12 protein-coding genes are annotated in these 13,460 nt (G+C 74.4%); 7 read left to right on the top strand and 5 right to left on the bottom strand.

Features of this window, described 5'->3' with window-relative positions:
* The first annotated feature begins 92 nt into the window (after nucleotides 1-92).
* Nucleotides 93-1,946: a DNRLRE domain-containing protein gene (locus ACIGEZ_RS16035; RefSeq protein WP_399831228.1), complete on the top strand. Its 1,854-nt coding sequence runs from the start codon at nucleotides 93-95 to the stop codon at nucleotides 1,944-1,946.
* A gap of 12 nt (nucleotides 1,947-1,958) precedes the next feature.
* Here the strand turns inward: ACIGEZ_RS16035 and ACIGEZ_RS16030 are convergent, their stop codons facing one another.
* Genes ACIGEZ_RS16030 through ACIGEZ_RS16020 form a run of 3 tightly spaced genes read right to left on the bottom strand, consistent with a single transcriptional unit; the run spans nucleotide 1,959 to nucleotide 4,161 of the window.
* Nucleotides 1,959-2,612 carry an ABC transporter gene (locus ACIGEZ_RS16030; protein WP_399831226.1) on the bottom strand — a complete coding sequence of 218 codons (654 nt, stop codon included), beginning with the start codon at nucleotides 2,610-2,612 and terminating at the stop codon, nucleotides 1,959-1,961.
* Nucleotides 2,609-3,487, bottom strand: a complete 879-nt coding sequence (locus ACIGEZ_RS16025; protein ID WP_399831475.1) for an ATP-binding cassette domain-containing protein — start codon at nucleotides 3,485-3,487, stop codon at nucleotides 2,609-2,611. The genes ACIGEZ_RS16030 and ACIGEZ_RS16025 overlap by 4 nt, the downstream gene beginning before the upstream one ends.
* Entirely contained in the window at nucleotides 3,484-4,161 is a 678-nt protein-coding gene (locus ACIGEZ_RS16020; protein ID WP_399831223.1) for an AIM24 family protein, read from the bottom strand. Before ACIGEZ_RS16020 ends, ACIGEZ_RS16025 begins: the two co-directional genes overlap by 4 nt.
* 83 nt (nucleotides 4,162-4,244) lie before the next feature.
* On the opposite strand from ACIGEZ_RS16020, the gene ACIGEZ_RS16015 reads away from it, so the two are divergent.
* The 5 genes from ACIGEZ_RS16015 (at nucleotide 4,245) to ACIGEZ_RS15995 (ending at nucleotide 10,123) form a co-directional block, all read left to right on the top strand.
* Nucleotides 4,245-4,943, top strand: coding sequence for a peptidyl-tRNA hydrolase (locus ACIGEZ_RS16015; protein WP_399831220.1), 699 nt, complete (start codon nucleotides 4,245-4,247; stop codon nucleotides 4,941-4,943).
* 219 nt (nucleotides 4,944-5,162) lie between these two features.
* Nucleotides 5,163-6,536: a DUF692 domain-containing protein gene (locus ACIGEZ_RS16010; protein WP_399831218.1), complete on the top strand. Its 1,374-nt coding sequence runs from the start codon at nucleotides 5,163-5,165 to the stop codon at nucleotides 6,534-6,536.
* Entirely contained in the window at nucleotides 6,533-7,546 is a 1,014-nt protein-coding gene (locus ACIGEZ_RS16005; RefSeq protein ID WP_399831217.1) for a TIGR04222 domain-containing membrane protein, read from the top strand. Before ACIGEZ_RS16010 ends, ACIGEZ_RS16005 begins: the two co-directional genes overlap by 4 nt.
* Nucleotides 7,547-7,595: 49 nt before the next feature.
* A complete protein-coding gene (locus tag ACIGEZ_RS16000) occupies nucleotides 7,596-8,345 on the top strand; it encodes a TIGR04222 domain-containing membrane protein (protein WP_399831214.1) in 750 nt (249 codons plus the stop codon).
* A gap of 77 nt (nucleotides 8,346-8,422) precedes the next feature.
* Nucleotides 8,423-10,123 (top strand): alpha/beta hydrolase, encoded by a 1,701-nt coding sequence (locus ACIGEZ_RS15995; RefSeq protein ID WP_399831212.1) that lies wholly within the window; start codon nucleotides 8,423-8,425, stop codon nucleotides 10,121-10,123.
* 22 nt (nucleotides 10,124-10,145) lie between these two features.
* On the opposite strand, the gene hemQ is transcribed toward ACIGEZ_RS15995, so the two are convergent.
* Together hemQ and hemG are read right to left on the bottom strand one after the other, a co-directional pair.
* A complete protein-coding gene (hemQ, locus tag ACIGEZ_RS15990; protein WP_399831209.1) occupies nucleotides 10,146-10,859 on the bottom strand; it encodes a hydrogen peroxide-dependent heme synthase in 714 nt (237 codons plus the stop codon).
* 17 nt (nucleotides 10,860-10,876) lie between these two features.
* Nucleotides 10,877-12,337 (bottom strand): protoporphyrinogen oxidase, encoded by a 1,461-nt coding sequence (gene hemG, locus ACIGEZ_RS15985; RefSeq protein WP_399831206.1) that lies wholly within the window; start codon nucleotides 12,335-12,337, stop codon nucleotides 10,877-10,879.
* 138 nt (nucleotides 12,338-12,475) lie between these two features.
* Here hemG and ACIGEZ_RS15980 point away from each other — a divergent pair, with 138 nt between their 5' ends.
* A complete protein-coding gene (locus ACIGEZ_RS15980) occupies nucleotides 12,476-13,456 on the top strand; it encodes a DUF4349 domain-containing protein (protein WP_399831202.1) in 981 nt (326 codons plus the stop codon).
* Nucleotides 13,457-13,460 lie beyond the last annotated feature (4 nt).

The raw sequence follows: 13,460 nt of genomic DNA, 5'->3' as shown, positions 1-13,460 counted from the left end.
TTTTCCGTTGTACAAGCACCGGCACGCGATGCGAGGGTGTCCCCTTGTCGACTTCCGAAGAAGAGTCGAGACACCGAAAGGCGGACTTTCACGTGCGTCGCTCCACCCGGCCCCTCCTGGCGAGGGGCCTTCTGGCGACCGGCGGCGGGGTGGCCCTCCTCGCGTCGCTGCTCGTCCCGTCGTCCCAGGCCGCGGTCAACGGGGAGACCGCTCCGGCGCCGGCCGCGGTCGCCGCCGCGGAGGGCACACCGACGGTGTCGCCCATGGCGCAGACCGGGCCGCGCAACATCATCAAGCGGCTGTCGGACACGTACATCAAGAGCACCGACAACGCCGACCACTCGCAGGAACAGCTCCTGCACGTCGGCACGCCCGACAACGGCGCCACGAAGTACCGCAGCTTCCTGCGCTTCGACGTGTCCAAGCTCCGCGGCGCCCTGATCAAGAGCGCCAGCCTGCGCGTCTACAACTCCTTCGTCTCCGACTGCGCCGCCAAGGCCTCGATGAGCGTCCACCCGGTCACCCAGGCGTGGGACCAGTCGACGATCACCTGGGCCAACCAGCCGGCCGTCGACACGGCCAAGGTCAAGGACACGGCGTTCGGCCTCGGCCACCCGAACTGCCCGGACGTGCCGAACAAGACCAACCCGGCGGCGTCCAACGGCATCCAGCGCATCGACGTCACCGACTGGGTCAAGGGCTGGGCCGACACCACCCTGCCCAACCACGGCATCCGGTTCTCGGCGCAGGAGGATCGTTCCTCCAGCTACAAGGACTTCTGCTCGATGAACCCGGTGTCGACGGACTACGCGTGCCATGCCGCCTACAACGCGCCGACCCTGGAGGTGGAGTTCAACGAGGGCCACACCCCGGTCATGTCGGGCAACGCGTACGGCCCCACCTACCCGGGCAACTACCCCACCAGCCACGCGGCCCTGGAATTCCTCGACTCCACGAGCCCGGCCGTCTGGCCCTCCTCCGGCCCGTACCAGCGCTGGATCCCCGACGCCTACCACTCGGTCTTCGACACGACCCTGAAGGGCGACGCCTTCGGCGGAGGCACCTCGCACAAGCTGCGCCCGGGCGGCGTCTACGGCGGCGACGTCCTCGTCACCGGTGACGGCGCCAGCGGCTTCATCGGCGTGATCCCCTACCCGTCCCTGGCCGGCTACCACTGGGCGATCAACGTGGGTGCCCCCGGCGACCTCCACGGCGTGGAGATGCTGCCGGACGGCACGGTCGTCGCGGCGTTCGCGTCCAGGGTCTTCGGCAAGGACACGACGGGCAAGGACATCGCGGGCGGCCTCCTCGTCTTCTCCAAGGCCCAGGGCAAGCCGGGCGCCTGGAACGCGACCCCGGTCCAGGACACCTCCCTCGCCGGCGCGCACGAGATCGTCTACGACCGCGCCGGCGACTTCCTGTGGGCCGTCGGCGACGAGCTCCTCGTCCGGTACAAGTACGCGAACGGCAAGCTCGCCTGGGACAAGGCCTTCCCGCTGCCGAAGCAGACCGGCGACAACAAGGCGTACGGCCACGAGCTCACGCCCGTGTACGGCGACAGCGACCGGCTCTGGGTCGGATCGAACGGCGGCATCACGCAGTTCTCGAAGAGCGAGGCCGTCGACTGTTACGACGAAACCGTCCTCCAGGACCGCTGGCCCCTGGCGACCTACGTCACCGGCCTCGAGAACCGCTGGTGCACGAACTACGCCAACGCGGGGGAGGTCACCAACCGCACACTGATCAAGAGCGTCGGCAACGACCCCGTCACCGGCACCGTCGTCTCCACCTGCTCGCAGGGCTGCCCCGAGACCCAGACGTCGCACAAGGTCTGGGAGACCCACTCGATCCGCTTCGTGCCCACCGGTGACGAGCAGTCGGTCTTCAAGGTCGACCCGGCCGACCGCCGCTACAAGGCGACCTGGGCCGTGCCCGCCTACCAGTAGGCCCCGCCGGACTCAGTCACGCCAGGCCGTGGCCCTGCACGCCAGGGCCACGGCCGTCGTCGTGAGGGCGATGGCGCCCGCCCCGGCGAGCCACGGGTACGGCACCGCGGCCCCGTGCGAGGCGGCGGTGACCAGGGCCGAGACGGCGGAGGCGGCCGGGGAGCCGGTGGTCACCAGGGCGAGCAGGGAGCCAAGGAGCAGGGTCGTCAGGGACCAGCCGCGGGAGCGGACCAGGGGGCGGGTGGTCAGGGTGCCGATCGTCGCGCCGGTCAGGACGCACACCGTCGCCGCCAGGACGCCCGCCGTCGCCGCCGGGAGCGGGGCGGCCGTGCGGTGGTCGCTCACCACGGTGACGGCGAGGACTGCGACGACGCCGACGAGGAGCGTGGCGCCGGTGCCGGTCAGGATCGCCGCCATGTGCGCGCGGGCGCGGCCGGCCGTCGCGGCGATCACCGTGCGGGCGGCCGGGGGCTCCTGGCCGAGGCAGATGCGGACGGCCCAGGCCGTCACCGGTACCAGGCCCGCGACCGCGTAGCCGAGGGCGCCGAGCACCGGCTCGCCCGCGTTGATCCCGACGCCGACGAAGGCCGCGTACAGGAGGAAGGGCGCGAGCCAGCGCTGGGAGCGCAGGAGCAGGGCGGTCTGGTAGCGGAGCAGCGCCGTCATGTCCGTACGCCTTCGGTGCTCAGGTGGTCGACGTGCCAGCCCGCGTCGAGCAGCGCCCGCAGCAGGGTGTCGGAGTGGGCGGCGTCGATCGTGGCCGTCAGGGTGGTCCCCGTCGTGTAGGTGGGCGAGCCCGGCAGGGCGGGTGGGAGTGCGTGGCCGCCCGTGGCCGTGACGCGGACCCGGGGAGCCGGCTCGGACCCGGTCGGGTGGGCCCGGGGAGCGGGCTCTGTCCCCGTCCGGTGGACCCGGGGAGCCGGCTCGGTCCCCGTCCGGTGGACCCGGGACGCCGCCACCCGGTACTCCGCGTCCGGCTCGCCCGCCAGCCGTCGCGGGTCGTGGTCGACGAAGACGACCCGGCCGCCCGCCGCGACCCGTTCGCGCACCGCCCGGTCGAGTTCCGCGCGGGCCGCGGTGTCGAGTCCCGTCCACGCCTCGTCGAGGACGAGAAGGCCGGGTTCGGCGAGCAGTGCCTGGGCGACGGCGACCTTCTGGCTGGTGCCCTTGGAGAGTTCGGCGAGCGGGGTGTCCCCGTACGCCTGCGCGCCGAAGCGTTCCAGCCACTCCCCCGCCCGTGTCCTCGCCGCCCGGCCCCCGAGGCCCTGGATGCGGCCGAGGTGGACCAGATAGCCGTTCGCGGTCAGCGGCAGGGCGCCGGGGAAGCGCTCGGGGACGTACGCGGTGCGCGGCGGGCGGCCGGTGATGCGGCCCTCGCCGGGGGCGTCGATGCCCGCGACGAGGCGCAACAGGGTCGACTTGCCGGTGCCGTTGGCACCGGTGATGCGGACCAGGGTGCCGGCGGGCAGGGCGAGCCGCACCTCGCGCAGCACCCAGGGTCCGCGCAGGCCGTAGCGGCGGCCGACGCCTTCGAGGTTCAGTTGGCCGACTTCTTCTGCGGGGTGAGTTCGCTCGGGCGGACGATGACGAAACCCTGGCCCTCCAGCTTCAGCTGGACCGCCTCGCCCGAGCCGCCGCGCACCATCGAGCCGATGGACTGGGAGCGGTGCAGGGAGGTGCGCAGCTGCTCGCTCCAGCCGACGACCGCGTCGGTGTCGACGTTGACCGGGGCCTCCGGGGTGACCGGGATGACGATCGGGTTGCCCTCGCAGATCAGGGCGATCTTCCCGTAGCCCCTGAAGACGCTGTTGAACAGGCCGCCGCCGGTCATGCCGGCGCCCTTCACCGTCTTGATCTCGTAGGCGAGCGTGGAGTCGAAGCAGAGCACGTTGCGGCCGTTGACGGTCAGCGCGTCGCCCTGCTCGATCTCGACGATGAAGCAGTTCTGCGCCTCGTGCGCGAACCAGGCCTCGCCCTGGCCGCGTACGGCCATCAGCGGCAGGCCCTCGCCGGTGAGGGCGCGCTTGAGCAGGCCGCCGAGGCCCTGGCTCTTGTGCTCGAACTGGAGGTTCCCCCGGAAGGCGATCATCGAGCCCTGGAGGGCGTGCATCTCCCCGTTCACGGTGTACTTGACCGACTTGGCGTTCTGGAGGGTCATCCCGGGGAACTGCGCCGCCTCGGCGAGGTGCTCACTGGTGAAAAGATCACTCTTCATGGTGGGCATCCTGTCCCGGAAGCACTCATTCCTACAAGAAACACGTGTACGGACCGTGCGGGGTGCGATGGCAGACTTGCCGGGTGAGCAGCAACGACACCGATCCCCGTGACGAGAAGCCGCAGTTCGTCCTCCCCCTGGTCGTCCGCATCGAGCGGGACGACCCCCCGGCGCGTACCGACGCCCTGGAGACTGCGGCCCGCGCGGTCCTGGCGATCCTGACCGACGACCGGTCCCTCGGCGAGGGCGAGTGGGCGCAGGCCATGACGGACTGGCAGGACGCCCGGATCCGCAAGGTCGTGCGCCGGGCGCGCGGCGCGGAGTGGCGCCGGGCGGGAGCGCTGGAGGGCATCACGGTGACCGGCTCCGGCGGTGCGGAGGTACGGGTCTTCCCGCCGGTCCCGCTGGACGGCTGGCCCAAGGAGCTGGCCCGGCTCCAGGTGTCGGGCACCGACCTGGACGACCCGGCGGCGCCGGGGCCCGTGCCGGAGGGCGCGGCCGTGCTGTGGCTCAACCCGGAGCTCGACATGTCCGCGGGCAAGACGATGGCGCAGGCCGGGCACGGGGCGCAGCTGTTGTGGTGGGCGCTGTCCGACGCCGACCGCAAGACCTGGCGGGAGGCCGGCTTCCCGCTGGCGGTGCGCACGGCGGACCCGGAGCGCTGGGCCCGGCTGACGTCGAGCGGGCTGCCGGTGGTCAGGGACGCGGGCTTCACGGAGATCGCACCGGGTTCGTGCACCGTGGTGTCGGAGTTCGCGGCGACGGGCCTCAGCACGCGCTGAGAACAGGCCTCACGCACAGGGCCTCAGCACGCGCTGCGAACGGACCTCACGCACAGGGCCTCAGCGCGCGCTGCGAACGGGGCCGCAGGCACGCGGCTTCGGCGCGGGCTGGAGTCCGGCCCGCGCGCGGCGAACCTCAAATCAACCTCTGAACGTCTCCCCGTCCGGATTCGAACGGCTGCTTCCGGGCCATCACGTCAGGGACCGAAGGAGGGGGACATGAAAGAACTCGGTATCGGCATCGGCTGGCGCCCCGAGATCGCGGACGCGGTGGAGGCGCTGCCGGGCGTCGACTGGGTGGAGGTCGTCGCGGAGAACCTGTGCGCCGACCACCTGCCCGACTCCCTGCGGCGGCTGCGGGCGCGCGGGGCGACCGTGGTGCCGCACGGTGTCTCGCTGGGCCTCGGCGGTGCCGACCGGCCCGACGCGGGGCGGCTCGCCGCGCTCGCGCAGAAGGCGGAGCTGCTGGGCGCGCCGCTGGTGACGGAGCACATCGCGTTCGTACGGGCCGGGGGCCCGCTGACCGCGACGCCGCTGCTCGAAGCGGGGCACCTGCTGCCGGTGCCGCGGACCAGGGACGCGCTCGACGTGCTGTGCGAGAACGTCCGGATCGCGCAGGACGCCCTGCCGGTGCCGCTGGCCCTGGAGAACATCGCGGCCCTGGTGGCCTGGCCGGGCGAGGAGATGACGGAGGGCCAGTTCCTCTCGGAGCTGGTGGAGCGTACGGGGGTACGGCTCCTGATCGACGTGGCGAACCTCCACACCAACCACGTCAACCGCGGCGAGGACCCGGCGCGGGCACTGTCCGAGCTGCCGGTCGAGGCCATCGCGTACGTCCATGTGGCGGGCGGCCTGGAGCGGGACGGGGTCTGGCACGACACCCACGCCCACCCGGTGGCCGGGCCCGTCCTCGACATCCTGGCCGACCTCGCCTCCCGGATCTCCCCGCCGGGCGTCCTCCTCGAGCGGGACGACCGCTTCCCACCGCAGGAGGAGCTGGCCGCCGAACTCACCGCGATCCGTACGACCCTGGCGGCGGCCCGGCCGCGCCCGCTGCTCATCGGGGCGGGGGCACGGGTCTCGGGCGGCGCGATGCCGGTGCGGGTGCCCGCGCCGGCGCCGCCCCGCCGGGACGCCTCGGTCGTGGCCTCGGCCGCCGGCTCGCGTACGGCGGACGCCGCCCGGCAGCGGGTCGGTCTCGCGCAGGCCGCGCTGCTCTCTGCGCTCGTCGCGGGGACGCCCGCGCCCGAGGGGTTCGACGTGCGGCGGCTCGGCGTGCAGGCCCGGGCGCTCGCGGCGAAGCGGGCGGACGTCATCGCGAAGGTGGCGCCCGAGCTGCCGCGGATCCTGGGCGACGGCTACCGGCCGGCGTTCCTCGCGTACGCCAGGAGCCGCCCCATGACGGACGGCTACCGGCACGACGCCCTCGACTTCGTCGAGGGGCTGCTGGTCGCCGGGCGCCCCGAGGACCCGCGGGCGCGGCGGCAGCTCACCGACTGGTGGCGGGACCGGGCGGGCCTCCGGCCGCCGGGGGCGGGCACCCGCCTGGTGCACCGGGTCCGTACGGCCCTGGGACGGGGGCGAGCCGCGTGAACACCGCCGCCGTCGTCTTCTACCTCGTCGGAGCGGCCGCCGTCGCCCTGCTGGTCGTCAAGCTGAACCGGGCCAGGCGCGGGCCCGGTGGGCCGGTCCACGACCGCCACGAGCTCGCGTTCCTGAACGGCGGTCCCGCCCGGGTCGTCGACACCGCCCTCGCCTCGCTGCACGCGGACGGCAGGCTCGTGGTCGGCGGTCCCGGCATCGTCCAGGTCCTCCGGCCGACCGCGCACGACCCCGTCGAGCGGGCCGTACTGCAGGAGCTCTCGGCCGCCGCGCACGGCGCCCTCGGTCCGCTGCGGCTCGCCGTGATGCGGCACGCGGCGGTGCAGGAGATCGGCGACGGGCTCTCGGCCCGCGGACTGATCATGGAGCCATCGGCACGGCGGTCCGCGATCCGCTGGAGCCTCGGCCTCGGTTTCGCGACCGTGGCGATGGTGCCCGTCGCGCTGGTCATGACCGTGGTGGAGCTCGCAGGGCCGGAATCCGCCGTGCCGTTCATCCTCAAGGTGCTCCCGGTGATCGTCGGCGTGCTGGTCACGTCGGTGGTGTGCGGGTCGGCGGCCGGGGGCCGGGTCACCTCGGCGGGCCGGAGCGCCGTCACGGCCTACGGGCGGGCGCACGCCGGGCTCGCCGACCCCGGCCTGCTGGTGGCGCTGCACGGGCTGCGCGCGTTGCCCGACCCGGTGCTGCGGGAGCAGCTGGCGACGGCGGCCCGGACCTACCGGCCCGCTCCGGCACCGCACCGCCGCTCTTCCTCTTCCGGCTCGTCCTCCTCGTCGTACGACGCCGCCGTCGTGCCCGTGGTGTGGTGCGCGGCGGCGGCCGGGGGCGAGGGGGGCGGGTGCGGGAGCGGCAGCTCGTGTTCCGGCGGGAGCTCCTGTTCCGGGGGCGGGAGCTCGTGCTCCTCGTCGTCCAGCTCGTGCTCCTCGTCGTCGAGCTCCTGCTCGTCGTCGTCCAGCTCCTGTTCCTCCAGCAGCGGCTCCAGCTGCGGCTCCAGCAGCTGACGGGCGAATTCCGGTGGCGGGCCCGCCGGTCGTCCCGTACAACCGGGGCATGATCTGGGTCCCGCTGCTGCTCGTCGCCTGCGTTCTCGCGGGTGTCAGCTGCGCCCGCGTGTGCCGGGCTTCCGTCGCCGCCGACACCGGCCCTGGCGGGGTCACCGCCGAACCCGCCGGGCTCACCGTGTCCGAGGCGGCCTACCTGGCGGGCGGGCCGCTGCGGGTCACCGATCTCACCCTGGTGCCCATGCACCGTGCACGGCTGCTGCTGCTCGCGCACACCGGGTGGGCGACCGTCGTCGACGGGTCCGGCGGGCGGGACGAGCTGGAGCGGGCGGTGCTCGGGGCGATCGGGCCCGGCGGGCAGTCGCGGATCCCGGCGGTACGGCCGCTGGTCGCCGACCACGCGAGCGTACGGGCGCTGGCGGCGGGCCTGGTGGCGCGCGGGCTCGCCCTGCCGGAGGAGCAGCGGCGTTCGATGACCGCGGGGGCCCGGGCGGTGCGGGCGGCCTTCCTGCTCACCCTCGCGCTGGGGGCGGGTGCGGTGCTGCTCGTGCCGGCGGGCGAGCGGGTGCCGGTGGTCGCCTGGTTCTCGCTGCCGCTGGTCGCGGCCGGGCTCTGTGTCCTGATCGCCCGGGCCGACGCGCCCGGTTACGCGTGCTGGGCCTCGCCGGCCGGCCGGCGGCTGCTCGCGGGGCTCTCCCTGGCCGACCCGCTGACCGCACTGGCGAAACGCGGGACGGACGTCCTGGAACCGGAGCTGCGTGCGGCCTTCCGGGTACATGACAGGCGACACCTGCCGTAGCTCCTTTACTTGGGAGACGCGCCCGCCGAGCATCCCCCTTGTCGCCCCGCGCCCGCGGCTACGAAGGGAAGGCGCCGATGAATTCCGTCGCGCTCGTGCTGTCCGCCGTCCTCACCCCGGCCGCCATCCTCACGCCCGCCGCCACCCTGGCACCGCGGCTGGACACGCCGCCCGCCGAGAGCCAGGGCGTCCTGGCCGCCACGCGGACCGCGGCCGCCGAGGGCATCCGCTTCGGACCGTGCCCGGCCGCCGAGAAGCTGCCGCCCACCGTCGAATGCGGCACCGTGCGCGTCCCCCTCGACTACGCGCACCCGGGCGGCACGCGCATCCCGCTCACCGTCAGCCGGGCCAGGGCCACCGGGCCGGCCGCCTCGCGGCAGGGCGCGCTGGTCTACAACCCGGGCGGGCCCGGCGCCTCCTCGACGTACTTCCCGCTCGCGGCCGGGCTCCCCGAGTGGAAGCGGATCGCCACCGCGTACGACCTCGTCGGCTACGCCCCGCGCGGGGTGCGCCGCTCCGCGCCGGTCTCCTGCCAGGACCCGGCCGACCGGACGAAGGGCCCGACGCTCGCGCCGACGCTGCCATCGGAGGTCTTCAAACAGGAGCGGATCGCCCGCGCCACCACGTACGCCCAGGGCTGCGCCCGCCGCACCGGGGCGGCGCTGCGGCACTACCACTCGCTCAACAACGCCCGCGACCTGGAGGTGCTGCGGGCGGCGCTCGGCGAGCCCCGGCTGACGTACATGGGCGCGTCCTATGGCACCTACTTCGGCGCGCTGTACGCGACGCTCTTCCCGCACCGGGTGCGCCGGATGGTCTTCGACGCGCCCGTGAACCCGGCTCCGCGGCAGATCTGGTACGTCAACAACCTCGACCAGTCGCTCGCCTTCGAGCGCCGCTGGGCCGACTTCCGTACCTGGGCGGCGAAGCACGACAAGGTGTACGGCCTCGGCGCGACGGCCGGCGAGGTGGGCGCGCACTACGAGAAGGTGCGCGCCGAGCTGGCGGCGGCTCCCGCGGGCGGGAAGGTCGGCCCGGGGCAGCTGCACGGGGCGATGCTCCAGGCGCTGTACGACGACCGGTTCTGGGCGGCGCGGGCCGGCGCCCTCGCCGCGTACCTCGCGGGCGACCCGAAGCCGCTGATCGCCCAGGCCGGGCCCGCCGCCCCGGCCGAGCCGGTCGAGCAGGACGCCGGTGCGGAGCCGGCGGCGGATCCGGGGAACGCGACCGCGGTGTACACGGCGGTGGAGTGCAACGACGCGCCCTGGCCGGAGGACTTCGCGCTGTGGGACAGGGACAACACCCGGCTCGCGCGTCTCGCCCCGTTCGAGACCTGGGACAACGTGTGGGCGAACCTGCCCTGCGCGTACTGGCGGGCTCCGCGCCAGAAGCCGCTGGAGGTGCGAACGGGTCCGGGGGTGCTGCCGCCGGTGCTGATCCTGGCGGCCGAGCGGGACGCGGCGGCGCCGTACGAAGGGGCGCGGGAGCTGCAGCGCAGGCTGTGGGGTGCGGCCCTGGTGACCGAGCGGGACGCCGGGACGCACGGCATCGGCGGCGGGGCGAACGCCTGCGTGAACCGCTACATGGAGCGCTATCTGCTCACCGGAGCCGTGCCGGGCGGGAGTGCCGGCGGCTCGGGAGGGACGCCGGTGCGGCGCGCTTCGTGCGCGCCGCACCCGGAGCCGGACCCGGTGTCGCTGGAGCGGCAGGCGGAGTTCCGCAGGCCGTCTGATCTTCCGGGTCAAGGGGTCACCGCCCGGCTGGGCGCCGGGCGGTGACCGGGTTCGGTGGGCCGGGCCGTCAGGCCAGGCCGGCCACCAGGTCCGCGACGCTCTTGCGGCGGCCGGTGTAGAACGGCACCTCTTCGCGGACGTGCATCCGCGCCTCGGAGGCGCGCAGGTGGCGCATCAGGTCGACGATCCGGTGCAGCTCGTCGGCCTCGAAGGCTAGGAGCCACTCGTAGTCGCCGAGCGAGAAGGAGGCGACCGTGTTGGCGCGCACGTCCGGGTAGCCGCGGGCCATCTTGCCGTGGTCCGCGAGCATCCGGCGGCGGTCCTCGTCCGGCAGCAGGTACCAGTCGTAGGAGCGCACGAAGGGGTAGACCGAGACGTAGTCGCGCGGGGTCTCGTCGGCCAGGAAGGCCGGGATGTGCGACTTGTTGAACTCGGCCGGGCGGTGCAGCGCCATGTTCGACCAGACCGGCTCCAGGGCGCGGCCCAGCTTGGTGCGGCGGAAGAGGTTGTACGCCTCCTGGAGCTCGTCGCTCGTCTCGGCGTGCCACCAGATCATGACGTCGGCGTCGGCGCGCAGACCGGACAGGTCGTACGTGCCGCGGATCGTGATGTCCTTGGCGGCGAGCTGATCGAACAGCTCCTGGACCTCGTCGGCGTAGCCGCCGCGGTCCTCGGGGAGAACGTCGCGCAGCTTGAAGACAGACCACAGGGTGTAGCGGATGACCTCGTTGAGGTCCTTCGCCTTCTTACCGGCGTTCGGGATCTTTTCGGGCGCACTCATACGCCTATTCTCGCCCGTCACGGACAGTGCCCGGCACCAGGGTCGGCTGTTTTCGACGTGGCGATGATCTCGTCGGCGGCGCGCCGGCCCGAGGCGATGCACGCGGGGATGCCGACGCCCTCGTACGCGGCGCCCGCGAGGCGCAGCCCGGGCAGGGCGGCGACGGCGGCGCGGACGCGGTCCACCCGGGCGAGGTGACCGACCGGGTACTGCGGCAGTCCCCCGATCCAGCGGGTCACGGTGGAGGCGACGGGGCGGGCGGAAAGGCCGGTGGCGGCGGCGAGGTCCTTGAGGGAGACGTCGACGAGGTCGGCGTCCTCGCGGTGCACCTGCGCCTCCTCGCCGTGCCGGCCGACGGAGGTGCGGAGCACGAAGAGGTCGGGCGCGGCGTCGGCGACCCAGCGCCACTTCCGGCTGGAGAAGGTGGAGGCCTTGATGGTGTGGCCGTCGACGGGCGGGACGAGGAAGCCGGAGCCGGGCAGGCCCGGCACGTCGGCGCGCCGGAAGGCGAGGGTGACCAGGGCCATCGAGGCGTACTCGACCGCGCCGAGCTCAGCAGCCGCAGCGGGCGCGGTGCCGGCGAGGAGGGCGGCGGCCGGCCCGGCGGGGGTGGCGAGGACGACGGCGTCGGCCGTCAGGACCCGGTCGGGGGTGACGATCCGCCAGCCCTGCGGGCCGGTGCGGCGCAGCTCCGTGACCGGCGTGCGGGTGAGGACCCCGCCGCCCGCGGCGCGGATCGCGTCGGCGACCGCGCCGGGCAGGGTGCCGATGCCGCCGCTGATGCCGGCGAAGGCGGTGCCGCCGAGGCCGGTGGCGGCGCCCGCGGCGTCGCTCGGGGTGGCGGCGCCGGCCCGCTGGACGGCGCGGACGGCCTGCGCGAGGGTCGGGTGGGTGCGGGCGGCGTCGAGGAGCTTGGGGACGGCGGCCTTCATGGAGATGCGGTACGCGTCGCCCGCGTAGACCCCGCCGAGGAGGGGTTCGACGAGCCGGTCGACGACCTCGTGTCCCATGCGCTCGGCGACGTACGCGCCGATGGCGATGTCCTCGCCGATCTCGGTCGGCGGGAGTTCCAGGTCGCGGCCGACCCGGCGGACGCCCTCCGCGGAGAGCAGCCCCTCGACGGCGCCGGCGTCGGCCGGGACGCCCATGACGTGGCCCTTGGGCATGGGCAGCAGCTCGCCGCGGGACCAGACGGAGGCGGTGGTGGTGGCGGGGGGCTGCAGCCGGTCGGCGAGGCCGACCTCCTCGGCGAGCGCGACGGCCTCGGGGCGGCGGGCGAGCAGCGACTCGGCGCCGAGGTCGACGGGGGCCCCGGCGATCTCGCCGGTGAGGAGCTTGCCGCCGAGCCGGTCGCCGCCTTCAAGAAGGGTGACCCGGGCGCCCGCCGTGACGAGGCGGTGGGCGGCGGCCAGGCCGGCGATGCCGCCTCCGACGACGACGACGTCCGGTCCGCCCGTGGGCTGCGCGTTCGCGTTCATGGGACCACTCTCTCAAATCGCCCACGCGCCCCCGATCCGAGGCCGGACCGTGACCGCTTCGCTACCGCCGGACCGAAACCCGCTCCCCCACGCCGGCGTCCAAGGGGCGTGACGACACCACCACCTTGGGGGGACCGGATGCGGAGAGTGCGAACGACCGCGGCGGGGGCGCTGCTGACCGCCACGCTGGTGCTGACCGGCTGCGCGGGAGCGGGCGGCGGCACCCAGGCCGGCGACGGCAAGGCCGCCACGAGCGCGGCGAAGCCCGGCTACGGCGGCCCGGAGGCCGCGGCCGACGCGAAGGGCACGGAGAGCGGGGCGACCGCCTCCGGCCGGCAGCCGGACACACCGCCGCGGGCCCCGGCACAGCAGCAGCACGTCATCCGTGCCGCCGAGCTGGTCGTCGAGGTCGCGGACGCGGGCCGTGCGCAGGCCACGGCCCGCCGCGTGACGGCGAACGCGGGCGGCCACGTCGAGAACGAGTCGACCGAGCGCATGGACGACACGCACGTCACCTCGCGTCTGGTGCTGCGCGTCCCGCAGGAGCGGTACAACTCCGTCCTCGCCGAACTGGCGGGCACGGGGAAGCTGTTGTCCCGCAAGGCGGACGCCAAGGACGTCACCGCGCAGGTGGTGGACGTGGAGAGCCGGATCGCCACCCAGCGGGCGAGCGTGGCGCGGGTGCGGGCGCTGATGGACCGGGCGGAGCGGCTGAGCGACGTGGTCACCCTCGAAGGGGAGCTGAGCCGCCGTCAGGCGGACCTGGAGTCGCTGCTCGCCCAGCAGGCGGCGCTGAAGGACCGCACGACGCTGGCGACGATCACCTTGGAGCTGACGGAGCAGGAGACGGGGCAGGCCGCGGCCGGCGAGGGCCGGCCCGGTTTCCTCGACGCGCTCGGCGGCGGCTGGGACGCGCTGGTGGGGGCGCTGGCCTGGGCGCTCGTCGTGCTCGCCGCGGTCGCGCCGTGGCTGGCGGTGGTGGCCCTGCTGTACGCGGTGTGGCGGTGGGTGATCCGGCCGCGGCGGGGGGCGGGTACGAGGCCGGAGGGCGGTGAGGCCGCCCCGGCCGGAGCCGTCCAGCAGGCAGAGGCGGCGGGCGACGTGAAGGCGACCCCCTGAACGA

Origin of the sequence: Streptomyces sp. NPDC085481 (assembly GCF_044541845.1) — a bacterium.
Classification (GTDB): domain Bacteria; phylum Actinomycetota; class Actinomycetes; order Streptomycetales; family Streptomycetaceae; genus Streptomyces.
The sequence above is the reverse complement of the archived record's forward strand: the minus strand, read 5'-3'. Positions and strand labels throughout refer to the sequence as shown.

What these genes read in the sequence shown, in the direction of transcription:
- ACIGEZ_RS16030 (WP_399831226.1), bottom strand. Translation starts at nt 2,612, where the DNA reads ATGACGGCGCTGCTCCGCTACCAGACCGCCCTGCTCCTGCGCTCCCAG.
- ACIGEZ_RS16020 (WP_399831223.1), bottom strand. Translation starts at nt 4,161, where the DNA reads ATGAAGAGTGATCTTTTCACCAGTGAGCACCTCGCCGAGGCGGCGCAG.
- ACIGEZ_RS16010 (WP_399831218.1), top strand. Translation starts at nt 5,163, where the DNA reads ATGAAAGAACTCGGTATCGGCATCGGCTGGCGCCCCGAGATCGCGGAC.
- ACIGEZ_RS16000 (WP_399831214.1), top strand. Translation starts at nt 7,596, where the DNA reads ATGATCTGGGTCCCGCTGCTGCTCGTCGCCTGCGTTCTCGCGGGTGTC.
- ACIGEZ_RS15995 (WP_399831212.1), top strand. Translation starts at nt 8,423, where the DNA reads ATGAATTCCGTCGCGCTCGTGCTGTCCGCCGTCCTCACCCCGGCCGCC.
- hemQ (WP_399831209.1), bottom strand. Translation starts at nt 10,859, where the DNA reads ATGAGTGCGCCCGAAAAGATCCCGAACGCCGGTAAGAAGGCGAAGGAC.
- hemG (WP_399831206.1), bottom strand. Translation starts at nt 12,337, where the DNA reads ATGAACGCGAACGCGCAGCCCACGGGCGGACCGGACGTCGTCGTCGTC.
- ACIGEZ_RS15980 (WP_399831202.1), top strand. Translation starts at nt 12,476, where the DNA reads ATGCGGAGAGTGCGAACGACCGCGGCGGGGGCGCTGCTGACCGCCACG.